We start from the raw sequence: 19,926 nt of genomic DNA on the forward strand, positions 1-19,926 counted from the left end.
AATCCGGCGGCGCCGAACGACCAGGTGCGTCCCCCAAAACCGAGAGGAGCCGACGCATGCGCTACGCCTGTCTGATCTATTTCGACCCGAAGGTCGTGTTCGACCAGAGCCCGGAGTCCAACGCCGTGCTGGCCGAGGCCGGCCCGTTCGACGAGCGGCTGAAGGGCACCGGCCAGCTCGTGATGGGGCTGCCGCTCCAGCTCCCGAAGGAGGCCATGACCGTGCGGGTGCGCGACGGCAAGATGTCCGCGACCGACGGCCCCTTCATCGAGACCAAGGAGGTGCTGGGCGGGCTCGTGCTGCTCGAGGCGCGCGACCTGAACGAGGCCGTGCGCATCGCGGCGCAGAACCCGTTCGCGCGGCTCGGCGCGATCGAGGTGCGGCCGCTCGTGGACTTCTCCAAGCCCCGGCCGCGGCTGTGACTGCCGGCGCGGCCAGCGCGCGCGACGCGCTCGAGGCGGCCTACCGCCGCGAGTCACGGCGCGTGCTGGCCACGCTCGTGCGGCTGCTCGGCGACTTCGACGCCGCGGAGGAGGCGCTGCACGAGGCCTTCGCCGCCGCCGCCGAGTGCTGGCCGCGCGAGGGCGTGCCGGCCAAGCCCGGCGCGTGGCTGGTCTCCGCGGGCCGCTTCAAGACGATCGACCGCTGGCGCCGGCAGGCGCGGCTCGCCGGCGTGCTGCGCGAGCTCGCGCCGCACGCGGAGCCGGTGACCGAGCCGGTGGAGCTCGCGCCGATCGCCGACGACGAGCTGCGGCTGATCTTCACCTGCGCTCACCCCGCGCTGCCGCCCGACGCGCGCATCGCGCTCACCTTGCGCGAAGTCGGCGGACTCACGACCGAGGAGATCGCGCGCGCCTATCTCGTGCCGGCGCCCACGATCGCGCAGCGCATCGTGCGCGCGAAGGCCAGGATCCGCGACGAGTCACTGCCCTACGAGGTGCCGGGTCCGGCGGATCTCCCGGCGCGGCTCGAGAGCGTGCTGGCCGTGATCTACCTGATCTTCAACGAGGGCTACGCCGCGACGGGCGGAGACTCGCTGACACGCGCGGACCTGTGCGCCGAGGCGATCCGGCTGGGCGGGCTCCTGGTCGAGCTGCTCGACGATCCCGAAGCGCTGGGCCTGCTCGCGCTGATGCGCCTGCACGAGGCGCGGCGCGCCACGCGCGTCGACCCGTCGGGGGAGCTCTTGCTGCTCGAGCAGCAGGACCGCACGCGCTGGGACCGCAGCGCGATCGCCGAGGCGCGCGCGCTCGTCGACCGCGCGCTCGCCGCCCGGCGCGTCGGTCCCTACCTGCTGCAGGCGGCGATCGCCGCCGTGCACGCCGAGGCCCCGAGCGCGCGAGACACGGACTGGGCGGAGATCGTGGCGCTGTACGATGTGCTGCTGCGCGTCGCCCCGACGCCGGTGGTGGCGCTGAACCGCGCCGCGGCCATCGGCCTGCGCGACGGGCCCGCGGCCGGGCTCGCGGCGATCGACGCAGCGCTGGGGCAGGGCGGGCTCGAGCGCTACGGCTACGCGCACGCCGCGCGCGCGGAGATGCTGCGGCGGCTGGGCCGGACGGCCGAGGCGGGTGAGTCGTACCGGCGCGCGCTCGCGCTCACGGGTCAGCCCGCGGAGCAGCGCTTTCTCGCGCGGCGCCTGGCGGAGCTAGCGGCCGCTGGCGGCGCTGCTCTCCAGGTAGCCCGTGACGAGCCGGGTCGTCTCGGCGATGAAGCGCGCGGAGTCGAGCGGGCGGGCGCCCGCGACGAGCCGGTGCACGAGTGACTCGATGGTCGTGACCACGATGCGCGCGGCCAGCTCGGCGTCGGCCGGGCGCGCATAGCGATCGGCCAGCCGGGCCGCGGCGAGCCCGACCGCCGACTCCTCGAGGCGCGCCAGCTCGCCGCGCAGCGACGCGGCGCGGGGCGACTCCTCGAACAGCACCTGGTGGAGGCGCCGGTCGGCCGCGTGCACCTCCACCAGCGCGGTCACCGCGCGGCGCACCAGTGACTCGAGCTCGGATCCCGCGCCGGCCAGGGCGGCGAGCAGCGCGCGCGTGCCGTCCTCGATGTGCGCCCGCACCAGCGCGGCCAGGATCGCGTCCTTGTTGGGGTAGTACTGGTACAGCGAGCCGACCGAGATTCCGGCCTGCGCGGCGATGCGGTTGGTGGTGCCGCCCGCGTAGCCGTGTCGCGCGAAGGTGCGGCGCGCGGCCTCGAGAACGCGAGCCTGCGTCGCCAGCGAGCGTGCCTGGCGCGGACTTTTCCTCGGCCGGAGCCGCATTTCGAGCGCGTTCTTCGCCATCGGAAAGCGAGTAGCCAAATGTGAGGGATTGCTCGCATTGTACTCCGGTGCTTCGGACGCTGCTCGTACTCGACGCCCTCTTCGCCGTCGCCGCCTTCGGGCTGCGGACGCTCCTGCACTGGCGCCGGACGGGCGACAGCGGCTGGCGACTCGGGCGTCCGCACTCCGGCGCGGAAGGGCTGGCACGCGCGCTCATGCTCGCCTCGGCGCCGCTCCTGCTGGCGGCGCTCTGGCGCGACGGACCGACTCACTCGCCGCTCGGTCTCGGGCTCATGCTCGCGGGGCTCGGCCTCGCGCTCGCCGCGCAGTGGAACATGGGGGCCGCCTGGCGGATCGGCGTCGACCCGGCCGAGCGCACGGAACTGGTGAGGCGCGGCCTCTACCGGAGCATCCGCAACCCGATCTACAGCGGCATGCTGCTGTTCGTCGCGGGCCAGGCGCTCCTGACTCCAGGCGCGTGGGCCGGCGCCGCCCTGGCCGCGCTGGCGCTCGGCGTCGAGCTCCAGGTGCGCGGGGTCGAGGAGCCCTATCTCGCGGCGACTCACGGCGCGCGCTTCGCGGAGTGGGCGGCGCAGGCCGGGCGCTTCGCGCCGTTCGTCGGCCGGCTGCGGCGCTAGCCGCGCCTCGGCTCGCGTAGGCCGCCTGCAAACGGCGAGCCTGGGATCCCTACCGGACGGTCCTGCTGCGCTCGCGCCTCGTGCCCTGGGGGCCGTGCTACCTTGGGGGCCCCCGAGGAGCCCCCCAGGTGAGTCGCGCCCGAAGTCACTGGCCGCTGTATCTCGCCGCGCTCGCCTTCGCGCTCCAGACCGCGGTCCTGCTCTGGCTGTCCCGGCGGCTCACGGACGGGCACCTCGTCTACGCGCTCGACGACGCCTACATCCACATGGCCATGGCGAAGAACCTCGCCCACCACGGAGTCTGGGGCGTCACTCCGTTCGGGTTCAGCTCGTCGTCGTCGTCGCCCTTGTGGGTGGTGATCCTGGCGGCGATCGAGCGCGGCTTCGGCGGCGTTGGGCTGGCTCCGCTGCTGCTCAACCTGGTCTCGGGGCTCGGGCTCTTGGCGCTGGGTCACTTCGCGCTGCGCGACTTCGCGGTCTCGCGCGGACAGGCCGCCGCAGCGCTGCTCGCGCTGGTCGTGTTCCTGCCCATGGCCCCGCTCGCGCTGGTCGCCATGGAGCACTTGCTGCAGACCGCCCTCGCGCTCGGCTTCGCCTGGCAGATCGTGCGGCAGGCCCGGCGCCCCACGCGCAGCGGCACGGCCGTGCTGCTCGCGCTCGGCTTCGCGCTCGCGGCGCTGCGCTACGAGGACTTGGCGCTCGCGCTCGCGGGCGCGGCCGTGCTGGCGTTCCGCCGGCGCAGGGTCGACGCGCTGCTCCTGAGCGTCGCGGCGCTGGCGGCCCCCGCGGCCTACGCGGCGCTCGCGCTCGCGCACGGCGAGACGCCGATCCCGAACTCACTCCTGCTCAAGGGCAACCTGCCGCATGCAGGCCTCTCGGGTCTGATCCACCTGCTGGGCTACACGGCCTGCGTTCAGCTCTCCATGAACCCGCACATGCTCGTGCTGATGGTGGGCGGCCTGTTCGCGGTCGGGGCCGTGCGCGGGCAGAAGCAGGGCAGAGGGCCGGTCGTGCGGACGCTGCTCTTCCTGTGTCTCGCCACCACGCTGTTCCAGCTGCAGTTCGGGGGCTTCGGCTCGTTCTACCGCTACGAGGCCTATCTCGTGGCGCTCTGGCTGCTCGCGATCGCGGCCGCGCTGCCGGCGCTGGTGGAGTCACTGGGCGCGCGCATGCGCCGCGGCTCCGACGTGGCGCTGCTGGCGTGCGGGCTCGCGCTGTTCGGGGTTCCGCTGGCCGTGCGCTTCGTGCAGGCCACGATCAACGCGCCGGTCGCCACGCGCAACATCTACGAGCAGCAATACCAGATGGGGCGCTTCCTGGCCCGCTACTACCCGGAGCGCGGGGTCGCGGTGAACGACATCGGTGCGGTGGACTATCTCGCCGAGCTGCGTCTGCTCGATCTGTGGGGCCTGGCGAACAGCGACGTGATGCGCGCGCGGCGCGCGAAGCAGTACGGCGCCGGTGAGATCGAGGAGCTGGCGCGGGTCCACGGCACCGAGGTCGCGGTGATCTACGCCGATTGGTTCGACGGCTCGGGCGGCCTGCCGCCGGGCTGGGTGCGCGTGGGTCAGTGGACGATCGCCGACAACCGCATCTGCGGCGGGCCGACCGTGACCTTCTTCGCTGTGATTCCAGGCGAGGCCCCCGCGCTGGCCGCGCACCTGCGTGAATTCTCGAGCGAGCTGCCCGCCACCGTGGCGCAGCGCGGCGCCTACCTGTCGGCCAGCAACTGACTCACTGTCCGGAGCTGGTCTCGACCGCGGCCCCGTTGTCGCTGATGCCCATGCTGCGGATCTGTACGCGCAGCGACTTGGCGCTGCCCTTGGTCACGACCTGGCAGCGCATGAACTTGCCCGAGCCGAAGTTGCTAGGCAGCTCGATGCAGGCCAGGCCGCCCACGATCGGGTTCGGGAAGGCGCAGCCGTTCTCCGGGGACCCAGCGAAGACTTCGCCGTTCTCGTCGATGAACTCGACCGACGTGACCATGACCGGCTTCGTGGTCACGTTGCTCACCGAGCACTCCACGGCTCCGCTGGTCTCAGTGGGGAAGACCTTGCTCCAGCGGACCATACCGGTCGAGATCGTTGCCGCCGATGCCGCACCTGCGCACAGCAGCGCCGTGATCACCCCCAGAACGCACCCGATCCGGACCGACATGCCCCGTCCCTCGCAGAAGTGAGTGGGGCGCCATCCTCTCACATCCGGTGATCCCTGCCACAGGGCGCGGCGGCCGGTCTGCCGATGGGAAACACATGCGCAACTCCACTCTCGCTCTCGCCGCGCTCGCGCTTTCCGGCTGCGTGCAGACCGTAGCCGTGAACGGCGAGCTCCAGCCGAAGAACGCCATTCCCGACAAGTCGGTCGAAGCCGTGGGCGTGGTGTGCAGCCCGGCGCTGCTCTCGCACACGGCGCACGGCCGCTCGTGGCTCGTGGCCTACGAGCTCCCGCTGGGCCAGTCACTCTGCAGGGGGCTGGTCGAGGCCACGCGCGGCGCCTACCGCAGCGCCGAGAGCTCGGTCGAGCCCTACAAGGGCCAGTACGCGCGCGTGATCAAGTACGACCTGGCGCGCAGCTCGCTCGACTTCGAGTCACAGCCCGACGGCTCCCGGCGCGTCGCCTACGGCGTCGAGGTGGTGGTCGAGAAATACAGCCGCGACCTGCGCCTGCAGAGCCGCAACGTCGTCGCGGGCAACGCGCTCGTCGACGGCAACTCCGGCACGCGCGAGGAGTGCGTGCAGCGCGCGGCCGCGGCCGCCCTGCAGGAGGTCGTGGACAAGACCACGGGCTTCCTGGTGGCCGGGCTCGGTGACGGGCCGCGCCAGCACAAGAAGGCGGCGAAGCAGACCAAGACCTCGAAGCGCTAGGGGTCGAACTTCATCCGGAACAGGATCCGGTCGCGCTCCGGGCGTTCCCAGACCCAGAAGTCCTCGCTGCGGTCCTTCACGCGCGCCAGCTCGTTCGTGAAGCCGAGTGACGCCCACGCGAGCGCGTCGGGATAGTCTCTCGCGCCCGCGATCTCCATCAGCCAGCGCCGCGGGTGCTCCGGGTCGGGCTTCGCGCTCCAGCGCCCGAAGTTCAGGATGGCGGACGACAGCGTGGTGGTGCGCGCCAAGTCGCGCCCGAACGCCTCGTGCCGCTCCTTCGGGTCACTCTTGCGGCCGAAGCTCGCCGACTGCATGTACTCGAGCTGGCCGTAGAGACCACCGTCGAGCAGCCGGCGCGCAGAGCGAGCGCCGCGCTTCACGTGGTACTCGTTCTTGCCGCCGCCCTCGACGTCGCGCAGCAGCTCGGCCAGGCGCGCGTAGGCCCGCACGTCGTACCACTCGTGCGCGAGCACGGGCGTCCCGAGCAGCTCGAGGTCCGGCGGCTTGAGCCAGCGGGAGAGCTCGTCGCGCTTCAGCCGCCCCGAGGCGAGCAGCTTCTGCACGTCTTCGACCAGGCTGACGAAGACCGAGCCCTTGATCGACGGAACCGTCGGCACACGGCACCTCCCGGATCTCTCCCATCGGCGGGGCCGGCCGCCGCCTTGACGCTCACTTCGGCGAGTGACTCGCCAGGCGCAATACGGGCGGGTCGAGCAGGGCGCCGCTGCCCCAGATGGTCACCGCGGTGCGGACGGCCTCGCGGCGTGACACGCCCAGCCGTTCGGCGAAGCGCGGATCGGCGGCCTCGGTCACCAGGTGGTCGAGCATGAGGAGGGCGACGTTCGGGTTCAGCTCCGGGCGCAGGAACGGGCCGAGGATGGGCGCCGCCGCGCGCTTGCGCGCCTCGATCTCGGCGTTGAAGCGCGCCCAGCTCTCCGGGTGGTCGCGGTGCAGGTCCTGGAAGAAGGCGGGGGAGACGTGGGCCAGGCTGGCGGTCCAGGCGTCGGCCCAGGCGAGCAGCCGCTCGAGCGCGGCCTCGCAGTCGTCGACCCTCACCAGGTCGAGCGAGTCGATCGCCGCGAGCTCGAGCGCCCAGGCCTCGACCACGGCCGCGACCAGCTCGTCTTTCGAGGCGAAGTGTTTGTAGAGGGTCATCGCGCTCATCCGCAGCTCGGAAGCGAGTTCCCCCATCACCACCCCGCGGATGCCCGAGCGTTTGGCCTTGGCCGAGAAGGCCACCAGGATGCGCTCGCGCACGCGCGCGGCGTCGTCCGGATCGGGCGCGCGGGCGGGGCGTGCGGCGGACCTCTTGGGCGTGCGTCGGGCCATGTCTCCCCCTTGATCATCTCACGGAATTTCTACTGAGTAACAAAAAAACTCTTGCGTTACTCTGGATCTCATCCACACAATGCCTCCGGTCCGACCCCTCCGGGTCGGAAGAGGGAGGCCAATCATCGTGTCGAACGACTCGCTTCGTATTCTGACCGCGCTGGCGTTCGCTCTCGTGCTCGCGAGCCCCGCGCGCTCCGCGACGGACCTCATCTACTCGAGCCATGGGGGCTCGGCCCAGTGGAGCTACTGCTACGGCAAGGCCGATTCTACGGCGCTGCCCGTCGACCCGCGCACGCTCGTGCAGCCGGGAGTCAGCGACAACCGCGCCGTCTCGTTCAACGCGTTCTGGAAGGACTGTCACGTCGATCCGGTCGCCGTGCAGGAGGAAGGTCACCCGACCACCTGCGGGGAGCTGCGCGCGCGCTTCTACCGCGGCGAGGCGCTGCTGCACACCGGCGGCCCCGGCGTCGGCGCGCTGTTCACGGGCAACGATCCGACCACGGTCGAATCGCTGTTCGGCAGCTCGACGATGACCGCGGCGCAATACAACGCGCTGTGGCTGTCGTGGGGCGGCTTTCTGCTGCGCCCCGACAACTTCGATCAGCTCGTGGCCGAGCGCTACGGCTCGGGCTTCGGGCCCAACCCCAACCCCTACCCGAAGCCCGGCGAGGATCCGAACAAGAGCAACGGCGGCAGCGGCCGGCTGCCCGAGATGTTCACCCAGCTGCGCAACCCCGACGGGAAGTGGAGCGGTCGCATCGGAATCACCTGCCACGCTTGTCACAGCGGCGTGGTGAACGGCTCGGTCGCTTACGGCGGGGGCTCGAGCCTCGCCGACCTCCATCTGATCCTGCGCGACGGGCTGCCGCTCGGCTACCTGCCGGGGCTCGCGGCGCTGGCGAACCTGGACCGCACGCGCGGCACGAACAACGCCAGTGACATCAACCTCGCGTTCCTGTTCCCCGACCAGGGAACGCTCTCGCTCGACACCGTGCTGGGCGTGCTGTCTTCGGGCTCGACGGCCGACATCGACACGCCGGCCTGGTGGAACATGGGTCACCGCGCGGTGAAGTTCCAAGACGGCGTGTTTCCGATGGACGCGCCGCGCGTCGACATGGTGTTCTACACGCCGTTCTTCGGCCTGTTCGGGTCGCTCGGCGGCCCGATCTCCGAGGCGGGGCAGGACTGGATGCGCGGCCATGGTCCCGATCTGAACACCTGGATCGAGACACTCAAGGCGCCGGCGTATCCCGGCACGATCAACACGGCGCTGGCCGAGCAGGGCGCGGTGCTCTTCCACACGCTCGACCTGTGGGCGCCCGCGCGCAACAACCCGGTGGCGCGACCGGCCACGGGCAACGGCTCCTGCGCCAGCTGTCACGGGGCCTACGCGCCGCGCTACGTGAACGACCCGGCGTATCTCAAGACGCCCGCGCTCGAGGGCATGGCGTCGTACATCACCCCGCAGCGCATCATCCAGACCGATCCGGTGCGCATGCAGACCAACAACCAGGCCGTGCAGGTCGCGGGCGCGAGCAACTTCTTCGGCTATCCGACCACGTCGGGCACGCCGAACGACTGCGGCCCGCAGAACCGCGCCGACCTGCGCGGCAGCCGCGAGCTCGGCTATCTCGCGCAGCCGCTCTACGGCGTGTGGGCCTCGGCGCCGTATCTCCACAACGGCTCCGTGCCCAACGTCTGGGAGGTGCTGAAGCCCAGCGACCGCAAGCCCCTCTGGCGCCGGCGCTCGAAGTCACCGCGCATCGATCAGACCGGCCGCGTGATCATGGGCTACGACACGGCCATGAGCGCGTACGACACGGCCAAGCTCGGCTGGAAGTACGACACCATCACCTGCCAGAAGCCAACGCTCTTGAATCCGTTCCCGTCGCAGTATCTCGCATGTGACCCGCAGGACGATCCGATCACCGCCTGGTACAACCAGATCCTGTTCTCGCTCTACAGCAACGTCGCCCTGGCCTGGAACGTGCTCTTCCCGCCGACGATCACCAACCAGCAGATCGAGGACCGCAAGATCTACAACGTGTACATGTACGGCCAGGGCAACAGCGGCCACACCTTCACGTCGGTGCTCACCGACGCCGAACGGCAGGCGCTGATCGAGTATCTGAAGACCTTGTAGGAGGAGGTCGAGCGAAGGCCGCCCTGAGCGAGACCCGCAAGGGGCGGAGCCCCGCGCAGTGAGCCGGAGGCGAACGAAGTGAATTGGTCGGGGCGCGCCGTCGCGGAGGGCGGCGCGCCCGGAAGGAAGCGGTCGCCTCTCAGACACAGAACTCGTGGATCAGGGGCGCGACCCCCTCCGCGGCGGCGTTGTGAGTCTGTCCCGGGAGCTCGCGCAGCTTTGCGCCCGGGATCGTGTTCGCCACGGTCTCGACCGCGCGATGCATCCAGGCGGGACTCTTCCCGCCCACGCCGAGCAACGTGGGCACGCGCACCGAGCTCATCACCGAGACGAGCTCGCGCGGCAGCGGCCGGCCCGGACGGTCGCCGAGCTGCGCGAAGTCGTAGGGCAGGGTGTGCGCGACGGCCTTGAGCTTCGGCCACACGTTCGGGAGCAGCCGCATCGCGAAGATTCCGAAGGCCGGCACGCCGACCACCTTCATGAACAGCGCGACCGCGGCGCCTCGCTGGCCTCGTGCCAGCAGCGCGTCGATGCGCGAGCGATAGGAGTCGAGCAGCTCGACGTCGAAGCCGGCCTCCTCGAGCACGTACGGCGGCTCGAACATCACGAGCCTGCGCACGCCGGCGCCGGCGGCGGCCGCGCGCATGGCCAGCGCTGCGCCCGACGAAGCGCCGTACACGTGCGCGGAGCCGCCGAGCGCATCGATCAGCGCGGCCAGGTCCTCGACCTCGCGGCCCACGGAGTAGGGCGCGGTGTCTCTGCTGTCGCCGCGCCCGCGGCGGTCGTAGTGCAGCACCGTGAAGTGCGGGGCGAGCAGCGCGGCGAGCTTCGCCATCGGGCCGAAGCTGCGCCGGCACAGCGCGCCGTCGCAGAGGACGAGCGGGGGGCCGTTGCCCTGGCGCTCGAAGGCGATCCGGGTTCCGTCCGCGGAGATCACGGTGTCCATGGCCAGTCCTCCTCGGCCAGAGGACGGATCAGCCGGCCCCGATCCGACAGGCGCGCTAGCTGTTGCCCGAGATCAGCACGCCCTGGGATTCGAGCGCCGAGATCCGCCGCGCATCGAGCCCGAGTCTCTCGCGCAGGACCTGCGCGTTGTGCTCGCCCAGCAGCGGCGCGCGCAGATCCGGGAGCCGCGGCATCGCGCCGAACTTGAAGGGGAAGCCCGGGATCGTGACCGGGCCCGCCACCGGATCGGGCACGCGCCGCACCATCTCGCGCGCGGTGAAGTACGGGTGAGTCACCGTCTCCTTCACGGTCAGGACCGGCGCCGCCGCGACGCGGTGCTTCTCGAACACCGCCAGCGCGGCATCCGTCGTGCCCTGGGCCGCGAGCCAGCGCTCGATGATCGCGGTGAGCTCGAGCTTGTTCGCGCCGCGCGCGGCGCCGGTCGCGAAACGCGGGTCGTTCACGAGCTCGGGCCGCTCGATCGCGCGGCAGAAGCTCTCCCACTGGCGGTCGAGCACGAGCAACACGATCCAGCCCTGCGGCGTCTCGTACACACCCATCGGCCCCGCCATTCCGTGCTGCCCGCCGTGGCGCGTGGGCTCGAGTGAGCCGTCGCTGTTGGCGTAGAACTGCACGTTGCCCTCGTGACAGTGGTAGAGCGCGTCGACCATCGACACGTCGATGTATTGCCCCTGGCCCGTGCGCTCGCGGTGGAACAGCGCGTAGCCGATCGCGCCGAACGCGTGCACGCCGCTCTGCACGTCGGCGATCGCGAGCCCGACCCACATGGGCGGGCCGGCCGGGTCGCCGGTCATGGACATGAGCCCCGAGAACGCCTGTGCGATCAGGTCGAAGCCCACCTTGTGCGCGAGCGGACCGGTGCGGCCGAAGGCCGAGATCGAGGCCATGACCAGCCTCGGGTTGCGTTTGCAGAGTGACTCGTACGAGATGCCGCGCTTCTCGAGCACACCGGGGCCGTAGTTCTCGACCACCACGTCGGCGCCCGCCGCGAGCTCGACCAGGAGCTCCGCGCCCTCGGGCTTCGAGAAGTCGACACACAGGCTCTTCTTGCCCCGGTTCTGCTGCACGAAGTACAGGCTGCGCTCGCCCTTGCGCAGCGGCAGCAGGCGCGACGGATCGCCGCCGGGCGCCTGCTCGACCTTGACCACGTCGGCGCCCATCTCGGCCATGAGCCGTGTGACGGTCGGCCCCGCGAGATACTGCGTGAAGTCCACGACCCGGATCCCGGAAAGCATCGACATCGGCGTCCTCCCTGGCCACGCTCCGGCACGCACGCGCGCCCGGCGGTAGCATGCACCGACCGGCATCGAAAAATCGAAGGAGCCTCCCCAATGGCAGAGCCCGCGCTCCCCCCCGCGTTGCCTGGCTGGATCGCCGACCACTTGAAGCGCTACCAGGCCACGAACGGCGCCGACGGCCACATCTGGAACGGCGTGCCCACTCTGTTGCTCACCACGAAGGGCCGCAAGAGCGGCGAAGCGCGCACGCTGCCGCTGATCTACGGCCGCGACGGCGAGCGCTACGTGATCGTCGCCTCGCGCGGCGGCGCGCCGGATCACCCGGACTGGTACAAGAATCTGGTCGCGACTCCGACGGTCGGTCTGCAGGTCGCGGCCGACAGGTTCCAGGCGCGCGCCTCGACCGCCAAGGGCGCCGACCGCAAGCGCCTGTGGCAGGTCATGACCAAGCTCTGGCCCGCCTACGACGAGTACCAGACCAAGACCCAGCGCGAGATCCCGGTCGTGGTGCTGGAGCGCGCGAAGTGACTCGCGCGTGACCCGTCCGGCGCTCGGCGGCGCCGGCTGGCGGACGCTGTTCGCGCCCGCGAAGACCGGCTGCTACGTGAACGACCACTGCGTGGTCCGCGCGCACGACGGGCGCTGGCACGTGTTCGGCATCACGAAGGAGACACCCGAGGTGGACCCGCAGCGCGAGCGCTGGTTCTGCCACGGCTCGGGCGAGTCACTGGCCGCGGGCGGCTTCCGCGAGCACGCGCGCGTGTGCGACTTCGGGCCGCGCGCCTGGGCGCCCGCGGTGGCCTTCGACGGCCAGCGCTGGATCATGCTGTACGGCCCCGACCTGCTGCGCGCGGCGATCTGCGACGACCCCCGGCTGTCGAGCTGGCATGAGGCGCCCTGCTCGCTCCGCGGTGCCCCGCTGGGCGCGGTGCTGCGCGACGGCATGATCTTCCGGCTCGACGGCGACAGCTGGCTGCTCTACGCCACGGGCAAGCGCGGGCACGAGAGCGCGGTCTCGGTGTGTGTCTCGGAGAACCTGCTCGACTGGCGCTTCGTGCGCTTCGCGCTGCGCACCGCGCCCGAGGCGCCCAAGCAGCCGCCCTGGGCCGCGACCGAGTCACCGTTCGTGTTCCGGCACGACGGCGCGTACTGGCTCTCGATCACCTACACCGCGACCGCGCGCGACCCGGCCGAGTACCACGAGACGGTGCTGTTCCGCTCGAACGATCCCTTCGACTTCGGGACCTGGAGCGGCGACCCGGCCCAGCTCGCGGGCCGGCTCGAGGCGCACGCGCCCGAGTATCTGGTCGACGGCGACGGCCGCTGGTGGGTCACGAGCGCCGGCTGGGTGGGTGAGCGCTTCGGCACCGTCATTCCGGGCGCCGTGGCGATCCGCGAGCTCGACTGGCTGGAGTGATCAGGGCGGATCGAGCCCGAGCGGGAGCTGGCTCTCGCGCTCGTCGACCGCGAGCGGCAGCGCGCGCAGCAGCGTGACCCACTCGTCGGGCAGGCCGTGGTGGCGCGCGCCCGCGAGCAAGAGACCGAGATAGCGGCGCGACGGCTTGCGGTCCTCGCGGCCGCGCTGCGAATGGTAGGTGAAGGCGTTCACCGCCCCGCCCGCGAGGTCGCGCACCTCGACTCCGAGCCGCACGTACGCGCCGTGCTGGACGCCCTCGCTGCGGTCCAGCCGGTCGGCGTCTTCGGAGGTGAGCCGGTACACCACGCCCCAGACGCCCGAGCCCGCGAGCGGGACCACGTTGGCCACGCCGCGCTCGCCCGGCCCCACCGGCAGGTCGAAGCGCAGCGCGAAGCCCTCGAGCCGCCCCACGCGTGTCTCGAGCGGCTGCATGCGCCGGCGGCCGAGAAAAGTGCCGGGGTCGAGATTGCTTCCGTACGCGAAGTACCAGAGGGTCTCGTCCATGTCCGCCATCGAGAGTCCGATGTCGGCCGGCGCCCCGGCGATTCGTCTACCGTAGGGAGGAGCCTGCCCATGCCCCAGCTCTCGAGCGGCGGCCTCGCGCGCCTGCACGAGGCACTGGCGAATCACGTGGCGAGCGGGGCGGTGCCCGGTCTGGTCGCGGGAGTGAGTCGGCGCGGCGAGACGCACGTCCTCGTGCTGGACGCGCAGTCGCTGGGCGGCCCGCCGATGCGCCGCGACTCGATCTTCCGCATCGCCTCGATGACCAAGCCGATCGCGGCTGCCGCGGTCATGATCCTGGTCGAGGACTGCGTGCTGCGGCTCGACGACCCGGTCGACGGGCTCCTGCCCGAGCTCGCGAGCCGGCGCGTGCTGCGGGCGCTCGAGTCCCCCGTCGACGACACCGTGCCCGCGCGGCGCCCGATCACGCTGCGCGACCTGCTCACCTTCCGCAGCGGTCACGGCCTGTTGATGGCGCCGCGGGGCACCTACCCGATCCAGGGCGCGATCGAGAGCGCCGGGCTCTCGCCCGGACCGGACTCGCTGCCGATGACTCCCGACGAGTTCATGAAGCGCATCGGCAGTCTGCCGCTCGTGGCGCAGCCCGGTGAGCGCTGGCTGTACCACACCGGCTCCGAGGTGCTCGGTGTGCTGGTGGCGCGGGCCTCGGGTCAGTCGTTCGGCGCGTTCCTGGCCGAGCGCATCTTCGAGCCGCTGGGCATGACCGATACGGGCTTCTGGGTGCCGGCCCAGAAGTTCGGGCGACTCACGAGCTCCTACACCAGCGGCGCGCGCGCCAACTCACTCGAGCCGGCCGACGACGCGCGCGCGAGCCGCTACGCCGCGCCGCCGCGCTTCGAGTCAGGCGGCGGCGGGCTCGTCTCGACGGTCGACGACTATCTGGCGTTCCTGCGCATGATGCTCGCGCACGGCAGCGGCAACGGGCGGCGCATCCTGTCTCGCGCCTCGGTCGAGCTCATGACGCGCAACCACCTGTCTCCGGCGCAGCGCGCCGCCGCGCCGTTCTTCTTCGGCGAGGGCGCGGGCTGGGGCTTCGGCATGCGCGTGTTCATGGAGCGCAGCGACGTCTGGGCCAGCCCCGGCCGCTTCGGCTGGGACGGCGGGCGCGGCACCACCGGCCACGCGGACCCGGCCGAGGGGCTCGCCGACGTGCTGCTCACCCAGCGCCACATGGAGTCACCCCTGGCGCCGCGCACGTTCACCGACTTCTGGACGTCGACCTATCGGGCGCTCGACGACTAGCCGCCGGCGCTCAGCTGCCCGGGCGCGCTTCGGCCTCGGCCAGCGTCTTCAGCGCGGCCAGGCCCTTCTCGAACTCGCCGCCCACGACCTCGTCCATGTTCATGGCGAGCGCGAAGGCCTTGCCCAGGAAGCCGTTGTGACCCTCCATGCGCCAGGTGACTCGCGTGGTTCCCGAGCCGGCGGGCTCGAGCGTGAAGCGCGCGCTGTTCGTGGCCTGCATCGGGCGCAGGAAGTCGAGGCGCAGGCCGATCTCGGTGTCTTGCGCGGCCTCGGTCACGGTCATGCTGCCCGCGCCCATCCGGGCGCTCTCCCAGGCGGACTTCGCGCCCACGCCGGACTCGGGTCCGCTGTACACGATCGTCATCTGCGGATCGCCCTGCGCGAACGGCGACCAGGCGTTCATCGCGCGCGGACTCACGATGTGCGGATACAGCGCCGAGGCCGGCGCCTGGATGGTCGCGCTGCGCTCGATCACGAAGGCCGACGGCTGCAGCGCGACCACGAGCGCCAGCACCACGACCAGCGCCAGCACTCCCAGCGCGACGTACTTCAGCATGACTCCCTCCTCACTTCTCGGCGAGCTTGCGGAGCTCGCGCTCCTTCTGGATCAGCTCGGGCGAGGCATGGGTGAAGTCCTCGGGCTCGAAGACCTGGCGTATCTCGATCTCGGCGTCTTCCCCGGGGTTCGGGTGCGGGCAGCGCAGCGCCAGGTCGATGGCGTCCTGGCGCGACTTCACGTTCACGATCCAGAAGCCGCCGATCAGCTCCTTGGTCTCGGCGAACGGCCCGTCGACCACGGTGCGCTTGCCGCCCTTGTTCATGCGCACGCGCGCGCCCTTCGCGCTCGGCTGCAGACCTTCGCCGGCGAGCAGGATGCCGGAGCGCACGAGCTGTTCGTTGAACGCGCCCATCTCGGCGAGCAGCTCGTTCGACGGCTGGACGCCGGCTTCGGTGTTGGGTGTGGACTTCACCATCAGCATGAATCGCATGGCGTTCTCTCCTTGGCTCGGTTCGGGTTCGCTCCCAGGACGAACGAGCCCCGCCCGGCCCGACAATCGCTCACTCCCCGATCGCTCACTCCCGGTAGGACACGGCCACGATCTCGACCTCGTCGCGGCCGCGCGGCGTGGCGAGCTTCACGCTGTCACCGGCGCTGCGCCCCAAGAGCGAGCGCGCCAGGGGCGAGGTGAACGCGATCTTCCCGCGCGCGGGGTCCGCCTCGTCCACGCCCACGATCTCGTAGCGCCGCTCGCCGTCCGGCCCCGAGACGCGGACCGTGGCGCCGAAGCGGATCTCGTTCGGTGACTCGGGCGGCGGCGCGAGCTCGGCGGTCGCGATCCGGTCCTCGAGCGCGGCGCGGCGCGCGGCCAGCGCACCCAGCGCCCGCCCGCGCTCCTTCTCGTTGGGCAGCGCCGAGAGACGCGAGCGCTCCGTCTGCAGCGACTCGAGCTCCGCGCGCAGCGCCGCCAGCCCCGCGCGAGTCACGTAGTTGGGCACGCCGGCCGGCAGTGGCGGACGCGGGCGCACGATCGGCGCCTCGTCGCAGGCCTCTTCGTCGGTGAACGCCTTGCTCAACCGGAAGAGGATAGACTCGCGCTCGCATGCCGGGGGAAGACACGAACGGGGACGGTCGCTGGGGGGTGCTGGCCAACGTGGTGGCCATGAACTTCTTCGTCACCGGCCTGGCCTGGATCTACGTGGTGGTGCTGGTCGAGCCGATCCTGCGCGACCTCGGGCTGGCGCCCGGCGACTGGAGCACGTTGTGGTCGGGTCTCTCGGCGGGCGCGCTGCTCGGCGCCTTGCCCGCGGGCGCGCTCGGCGACCGCTTCGGCGTGCGCGGCGTGGTCAGCGCGGGCGCGCTGGCCATGGCGGCAACGCTCGCGCTACGCGCGTCGGGCGCGGGCTTCGCGAGTGTGCTCGCCGCGATGGTGCTCTACGGTGTCACGCTGTCGATCGTGAGCGCGAATCTGCCCAAGGCCCTGGGCATGTGGTTCCCGGCCGAGCGGCTGGGTCTGGCGAACGGCATCGCGCTGTGCGGGAACGGCGGCGGGCAGGGGCTCGCGACCTGGGCCGCGCCGCTCGCGCTCGGCTCGTTCGGCGGCTGGCGTGGGCTGACCTGGTGGGTCGCCGGGGCGGTGACCGTGCTCGCGCTCTTGTGGGGCGTGACGGTGCGCGACCGCGGCGCAGCGGGCGCGCCGAGTGACTCGGCGGGCCTGCTGGCCGGGCTGGGCCAGGTCCTGCGCATCCGCGAGGTGTGGCTCGTGGCGACCAGCTACTTCTTCTTCCTGGCCGGGTATCTCGGCGTGGTGTCGTTCCTGCCGGGGTATCTCGTGTCGGCGCGCGGACTCTCGGCTTCCGAGGCGGGCGCGGTGCTCACGATCGTGCTGGTGTCGTACGTGGTCGGCAGCCTGATCCTCCCGGGTCTCTCGGACAGGATCGGGCTGCGCCGCGCCGTCTACGTGCCGGGGATCCTGATCGCGGGCGCGATGGTCTGGGCCTCGAGCGCGGTCGCGGGTATGCCGCTGGTCGCGGTCGCCGTGATCTGGGGCTTCGCCGCGGGGGCGATCGCGCTCGTGTTCGCGGTGCCACTCGAGCTGTCTCGGGTGGGCCCGGCGCTCGCGGGCTCGGCGATCGGCGCCACGCTGATGGCGGGCTTCTTCGGCGGCTTCGTCTCACCGAAGCTCGGCGCGTGGCTCGCGGAGCGGAGCCCGAGCGCGGCCTTCCTGTTCTGGGCGGCCTGTTACGGGGCGTCGGCGCTGTGTTTCGCGCTGCTGCCCGAGACGGGTCCACGAGCGCGCGTGGCGGCTGCGCTGGAGAGAGGAGCCAAGGCATGAGTCTCTGGAAGGTCGAGCGCGACTCGCTAGGCGTGGTGGTCGCGACGTACACGAACCCCCCGATGAACTACTTCTGCGCGCAGGGCACGCAGGAGCTCGGCGCGCTGATCCAGACCTGGGCGGACCCGGCCGTGCGCGCGGTGGTGCTCACGGGCGGCATGAGCGGGAAGTTCATCACTCACTACAGCGTCGAGGAGCTCGCGGCGCTGGCGGCCGACCACGCCACCATGAAGGCGCTCGGCCTGGGCCTGAACCACGGCTACCACGAGCTCTTGCGCTCGCTGCGCGACCTGCCCAAGCCGATCCTGGTGGCGATGAACGGAGACACCATGGGCGGCGGCTTCGAGCTCTCGCTCTCGTGCGACATCCGGATCGCGTCGGCGGGTGACCACCGGATCGGCCTGCCGGAAGTCACGTTGGGGATCCTGCCCGGCGGCAGTGGCACGCAGCGGCTGTCGCGCCTCTTGGGTGCGAGCCGCGCGATCGACTTCATCCTGCGCGGGCGCATCTGCCGGCCCGAGGAGGCGCTGGCGCTCGGGCTCGTGCACGAGGTCGCGCCCGACGCGCTGGCGCGGGCCCGCGCGCTGGCGGCCGACCTGGCGCAGCTCTCGCCGGTCGCGATCGCCGAGATCAAGCGCGCGGTGTACCGCGGCTCGGACGCGCCGCTCGACGCGGGGCTCACGCTGGAGAGCGAGTCGTTCATGGCCACGATGTTCTCGGCCGAGGGTCTGGCCACCATGCGCGAGTATGTCGCGCTGCCGCTCGAGAAGCGGCGCGACTGGCTCGAGCGCCGCGGCGCGCTCGCCCACCCGCGGCCGCGCTAGCAGGCGGCTTCAGTCCCGGGCCCATCCGGTCGAATCACGGGCATGCGCAAGCTGTGTCTCGTGGGTCTCTTGTGTCTGCTGGGCGGCGGCCAGGCTCCCGGGAGTGTCTCGCCGGGAGGGGCAAGGCCCGCGCTCGCCGGCCGCTGCGGCGACGCTTGGCTCGAGGCCGACGCCGGGCGCAGCGGCTGCTGCTCGCACCACCAGGGCGTGTGCGGCTGCAAGAACGGCCACGCGCTGTGCTGCGACGGAGTGCAGAGCCCGACCTGCGGCTGCGACTAGGCGGCGCGGGCGGCCGGCGCCCACTCGGCGCGCCAGGGCAAGGCTTCCTCGAGCTGGCGAGACACGCGCAGCACGAGCGCGTCGTCGCCGACCCGCCCGATCAGGTGCGCACCCATCGGCCAGCGCCCGGCCATCCGGCCCATGGGGATGCTCGCGGAGGGCGCGCCGCTGATGTTGCTGGTGGCCGTGTACACGCCGAGCAGCGCGGCGCGCGCGAAGGCTTCGGCCGCGGGCAGGCCCGCGAACTCGCCCACGCGCGGTGTCTCGATCGGCACGGTCGGCGTGAGACACAGGTCGAACGGCGCCATGCTGTCGAGAATGCGCTTGGCCAGGCCGTGCTGGATCGACTTCGCCATGGGGCCGGTGACTCCCTTGCCCGCGTCGCGCAGCCAGCGCGGCACCGGCTGCAGGCGCCAGGGCAGCATGGCCGGCGCCAGGCGCACCTGCCGTTGGTACACGGGCAGGAACTCGTCGACGCTGCCTTCCGGCGCGCGCAGCTCCTCGAGCACGTGACCGAACGACTCGAGCTGCTTCGCCACACGCCTCACGGCCTCGGCGATCTCGGGGTGGGTGGGCGCGAGCTGCGAGTGGGTGAGCACCCCGATGCGCAGGCCGCGCGGCGCGGGTGACTGGAGCGCGCGGCGGAACTCGTCCGCGCGCGCGAGCACGTCGAGCAGCGCGGCGGCGTCCTCGACCGAGCGCGCTAGCGGCCCGCACGAGTACAGGATGTCGGGGTCGCGCAGGCCGTACGCGTTCGCCACGCGGCCGCGCGTGGCCTTGAAGCCGTAGAGCTGGTTCAGCGCGGCGGGGATGCGCACCGAGCCGGCGCCGTCCGAGCCGTGCGCGACGGGCAGCATGGCCGCCGCGACGGCTGCGCCCGCGCCGCCGCTCGAGCCGCCCGAGGTGCGCTCGGGGTCCCAGGGGTTGCGCGTGGGCGGATGGATGTCGGGCTCGGTGACCGGCATGGCACCGAGCTCCGAGGTTGCCGTCTTGCCCACGATCACGAAGCCGCCGAGCCGAACCGAGGCCGTGGAGTGACAGTCGACCGGCGAGGGGATCCACACTGCACGCGAGCCGAAGCGAGACACCGAGCCGCGCACGAAGTTCAGGTCCTTCATGGCCGTGGGCACGCCGTGGAAGGGCGGCAGCGAGTCTCGGCCGCGTCGCAGCTCGGCGTCCTTGCGCCGCGCCTGGGCCAGCGCGCGCCGCCGGTGCACGCGCACGAACGCCGAGAGACTCGGGTTCAGCGCCGCGATGCGCTCGAGATACAGCCGCACCAGCTCGACGGACGAGAGCTCGCCCGCACGGATGCGCGCCGCCTGCTCCAGCGCGGTGAGCTCGAGTACGGGACTCCACCCCATCGG

The 19,926-nt window shown here is 71.9% G+C and carries 23 protein-coding genes; 12 read left to right on the forward strand and 11 right to left on the reverse strand.

The window, feature by feature from the left end; genetic code table 11:
• Positions 1-56 precede the first annotated feature (56 nt).
• Entirely contained in the window at positions 57-422 is a 366-nt protein-coding gene (locus VMR86_07180; GenBank protein HTO06826.1) for a YciI family protein, read from the forward strand.
• Positions 419-1,765 carry an RNA polymerase sigma factor gene (locus VMR86_07185; protein ID HTO06827.1) on the forward strand — a complete coding sequence of 449 codons (1,347 nt, stop codon included), beginning with the start codon at positions 419-421 and terminating at the stop codon, positions 1,763-1,765. Before VMR86_07180 ends, VMR86_07185 begins: the two co-directional genes overlap by 4 nt.
• Here the strand turns inward: VMR86_07185 and VMR86_07190 are convergent.
• Positions 1,649-2,284 carry a TetR/AcrR family transcriptional regulator gene (locus VMR86_07190; protein ID HTO06828.1) on the reverse strand — a complete coding sequence of 212 codons (636 nt, stop codon included), beginning with the start codon at positions 2,282-2,284 and terminating at the stop codon, positions 1,649-1,651. The genes VMR86_07185 and VMR86_07190 overlap by 117 nt on opposite strands.
• A 47-nt stretch (positions 2,285-2,331) precedes the next feature.
• Between VMR86_07190 and VMR86_07195 the strand changes: the two genes are divergently transcribed.
• Together VMR86_07195 and VMR86_07200 are read left to right on the forward strand one after the other, a co-directional pair.
• Positions 2,332-2,901 carry a methyltransferase gene (locus VMR86_07195; protein ID HTO06829.1) on the forward strand — a complete coding sequence of 190 codons (570 nt, stop codon included), beginning with the start codon at positions 2,332-2,334 and terminating at the stop codon, positions 2,899-2,901.
• A gap of 128 nt (positions 2,902-3,029) precedes the next feature.
• Entirely contained in the window at positions 3,030-4,634 is a 1,605-nt protein-coding gene (locus VMR86_07200; GenBank protein HTO06830.1) for a hypothetical protein, read from the forward strand.
• A 1-nt stretch (position 4,635) separates the two neighbouring features.
• On the opposite strand, the gene VMR86_07205 is transcribed toward VMR86_07200, so the two are convergent.
• Positions 4,636-5,058 (reverse strand): hypothetical protein, encoded by a 423-nt coding sequence (locus tag VMR86_07205; protein ID HTO06831.1) that lies wholly within the window; start codon positions 5,056-5,058, stop codon positions 4,636-4,638.
• Between the two features lie 95 nt (positions 5,059-5,153).
• On the opposite strand from VMR86_07205, the gene VMR86_07210 reads away from it, so the two are divergent.
• Positions 5,154-5,765 carry a hypothetical protein gene (locus tag VMR86_07210; protein HTO06832.1) on the forward strand — a complete coding sequence of 204 codons (612 nt, stop codon included), beginning with the start codon at positions 5,154-5,156 and terminating at the stop codon, positions 5,763-5,765.
• Here VMR86_07210 and VMR86_07215 read toward each other — a convergent pair.
• Both VMR86_07215 and VMR86_07220 read right to left on the reverse strand, forming a co-directional pair.
• Complete coding sequence (locus VMR86_07215; GenBank protein ID HTO06833.1) at positions 5,762-6,382, reverse strand: hypothetical protein; 621 nt, start codon at positions 6,380-6,382, stop codon at positions 5,762-5,764. The genes VMR86_07210 and VMR86_07215 overlap by 4 nt on opposite strands.
• A 52-nt stretch (positions 6,383-6,434) precedes the next feature.
• Positions 6,435-7,094, reverse strand: coding sequence for a TetR/AcrR family transcriptional regulator (locus VMR86_07220; GenBank protein HTO06834.1), 660 nt, complete (start codon positions 7,092-7,094; stop codon positions 6,435-6,437).
• Between the two features lie 127 nt (positions 7,095-7,221).
• Between VMR86_07220 and VMR86_07225 the strand changes: the two genes are divergently transcribed.
• Positions 7,222-9,240 (forward strand): hypothetical protein, encoded by a 2,019-nt coding sequence (locus VMR86_07225; protein ID HTO06835.1) that lies wholly within the window; start codon positions 7,222-7,224, stop codon positions 9,238-9,240.
• A gap of 139 nt (positions 9,241-9,379) precedes the next feature.
• Here the strand turns inward: VMR86_07225 and VMR86_07230 are convergent, their stop codons facing one another.
• Together VMR86_07230 and VMR86_07235 are read right to left on the reverse strand one after the other, a co-directional pair.
• Positions 9,380-10,186 carry an alpha/beta hydrolase gene (locus VMR86_07230; GenBank protein HTO06836.1) on the reverse strand — a complete coding sequence of 269 codons (807 nt, stop codon included), beginning with the start codon at positions 10,184-10,186 and terminating at the stop codon, positions 9,380-9,382.
• Between the two features lie 55 nt (positions 10,187-10,241).
• Positions 10,242-11,447, reverse strand: coding sequence for a CoA transferase (locus VMR86_07235; protein ID HTO06837.1), 1,206 nt, complete (start codon positions 11,445-11,447; stop codon positions 10,242-10,244).
• 90 nt (positions 11,448-11,537) lie between these two features.
• Here VMR86_07235 and VMR86_07240 point away from each other — a divergent pair, with 90 nt between their 5' ends.
• Both VMR86_07240 and VMR86_07245 read left to right on the forward strand, forming a co-directional pair.
• Positions 11,538-11,972, forward strand: a complete 435-nt coding sequence (locus tag VMR86_07240) for a nitroreductase family deazaflavin-dependent oxidoreductase (protein ID HTO06838.1) — start codon at positions 11,538-11,540, stop codon at positions 11,970-11,972.
• Positions 11,973-11,979: 7 nt separating this feature from the next.
• Positions 11,980-12,861, forward strand: coding sequence for a family 43 glycosylhydrolase (locus VMR86_07245; protein HTO06839.1), 882 nt, complete (start codon positions 11,980-11,982; stop codon positions 12,859-12,861).
• Here the strand turns inward: VMR86_07245 and VMR86_07250 are convergent, their stop codons facing one another.
• Positions 12,862-13,365 (reverse strand): gamma-glutamylcyclotransferase, encoded by a 504-nt coding sequence (locus VMR86_07250; protein ID HTO06840.1) that lies wholly within the window; start codon positions 13,363-13,365, stop codon positions 12,862-12,864.
• A 69-nt stretch (positions 13,366-13,434) separates the two neighbouring features.
• Between VMR86_07250 and VMR86_07255 the strand changes: the two genes are divergently transcribed.
• The gene (locus VMR86_07255; protein HTO06841.1) at positions 13,435-14,625 is read left to right on the forward strand and encodes a serine hydrolase domain-containing protein; all 1,191 of its coding nucleotides are present in this window, start codon (positions 13,435-13,437) and stop codon (positions 14,623-14,625) included.
• Positions 14,626-14,635: 10 nt separating this feature from the next.
• Here VMR86_07255 and VMR86_07260 read toward each other — a convergent pair whose 3' ends face one another.
• The 3 genes from VMR86_07260 to VMR86_07270 all read right to left on the reverse strand — a co-directional run bounded on the left by VMR86_07260 (position 14,636) and on the right by VMR86_07270 (position 16,200).
• Complete coding sequence (locus VMR86_07260; protein HTO06842.1) at positions 14,636-15,181, reverse strand: SRPBCC family protein; 546 nt, start codon at positions 15,179-15,181, stop codon at positions 14,636-14,638.
• 10 nt (positions 15,182-15,191) lie between these two features.
• Complete coding sequence (locus VMR86_07265; GenBank protein HTO06843.1) at positions 15,192-15,614, reverse strand: YciI family protein; 423 nt, start codon at positions 15,612-15,614, stop codon at positions 15,192-15,194.
• A gap of 85 nt (positions 15,615-15,699) precedes the next feature.
• Positions 15,700-16,200 carry a GreA/GreB family elongation factor gene (locus VMR86_07270; GenBank protein ID HTO06844.1) on the reverse strand — a complete coding sequence of 167 codons (501 nt, stop codon included), beginning with the start codon at positions 16,198-16,200 and terminating at the stop codon, positions 15,700-15,702.
• A gap of 26 nt (positions 16,201-16,226) precedes the next feature.
• Here VMR86_07270 and VMR86_07275 point away from each other — a divergent pair, with 26 nt between their 5' ends.
• The 3 genes from VMR86_07275 to VMR86_07285 are packed head-to-tail and all read left to right on the forward strand — an operon-like array spanning position 16,227 to position 18,562.
• Positions 16,227-17,459: an MFS transporter gene (locus VMR86_07275; GenBank protein HTO06845.1), complete on the forward strand. Its 1,233-nt coding sequence runs from the start codon at positions 16,227-16,229 to the stop codon at positions 17,457-17,459.
• Positions 17,456-18,283 (forward strand): enoyl-CoA hydratase/isomerase family protein, encoded by an 828-nt coding sequence (locus VMR86_07280; GenBank protein HTO06846.1) that lies wholly within the window; start codon positions 17,456-17,458, stop codon positions 18,281-18,283. Before VMR86_07275 ends, VMR86_07280 begins: the two co-directional genes overlap by 4 nt.
• 42 nt (positions 18,284-18,325) lie before the next feature.
• Positions 18,326-18,562: a hypothetical protein gene (locus tag VMR86_07285; protein HTO06847.1), complete on the forward strand. Its 237-nt coding sequence runs from the start codon at positions 18,326-18,328 to the stop codon at positions 18,560-18,562.
• Here the strand turns inward: VMR86_07285 and VMR86_07290 are convergent.
• Positions 18,559-19,923 carry an amidase gene (locus VMR86_07290; protein ID HTO06848.1) on the reverse strand — a complete coding sequence of 455 codons (1,365 nt, stop codon included), beginning with the start codon at positions 19,921-19,923 and terminating at the stop codon, positions 18,559-18,561. The two genes, VMR86_07285 and VMR86_07290, sit on opposite strands and share 4 nt — an antisense overlap.
• Positions 19,924-19,926: the final 3 nt, after the last annotated feature.

It is taken from the genome of Myxococcota bacterium, assembly GCA_035498015.1.
Taxonomy (GTDB): Bacteria; Myxococcota_A; UBA9160; order SZUA-336; family SZUA-336; genus VGRW01.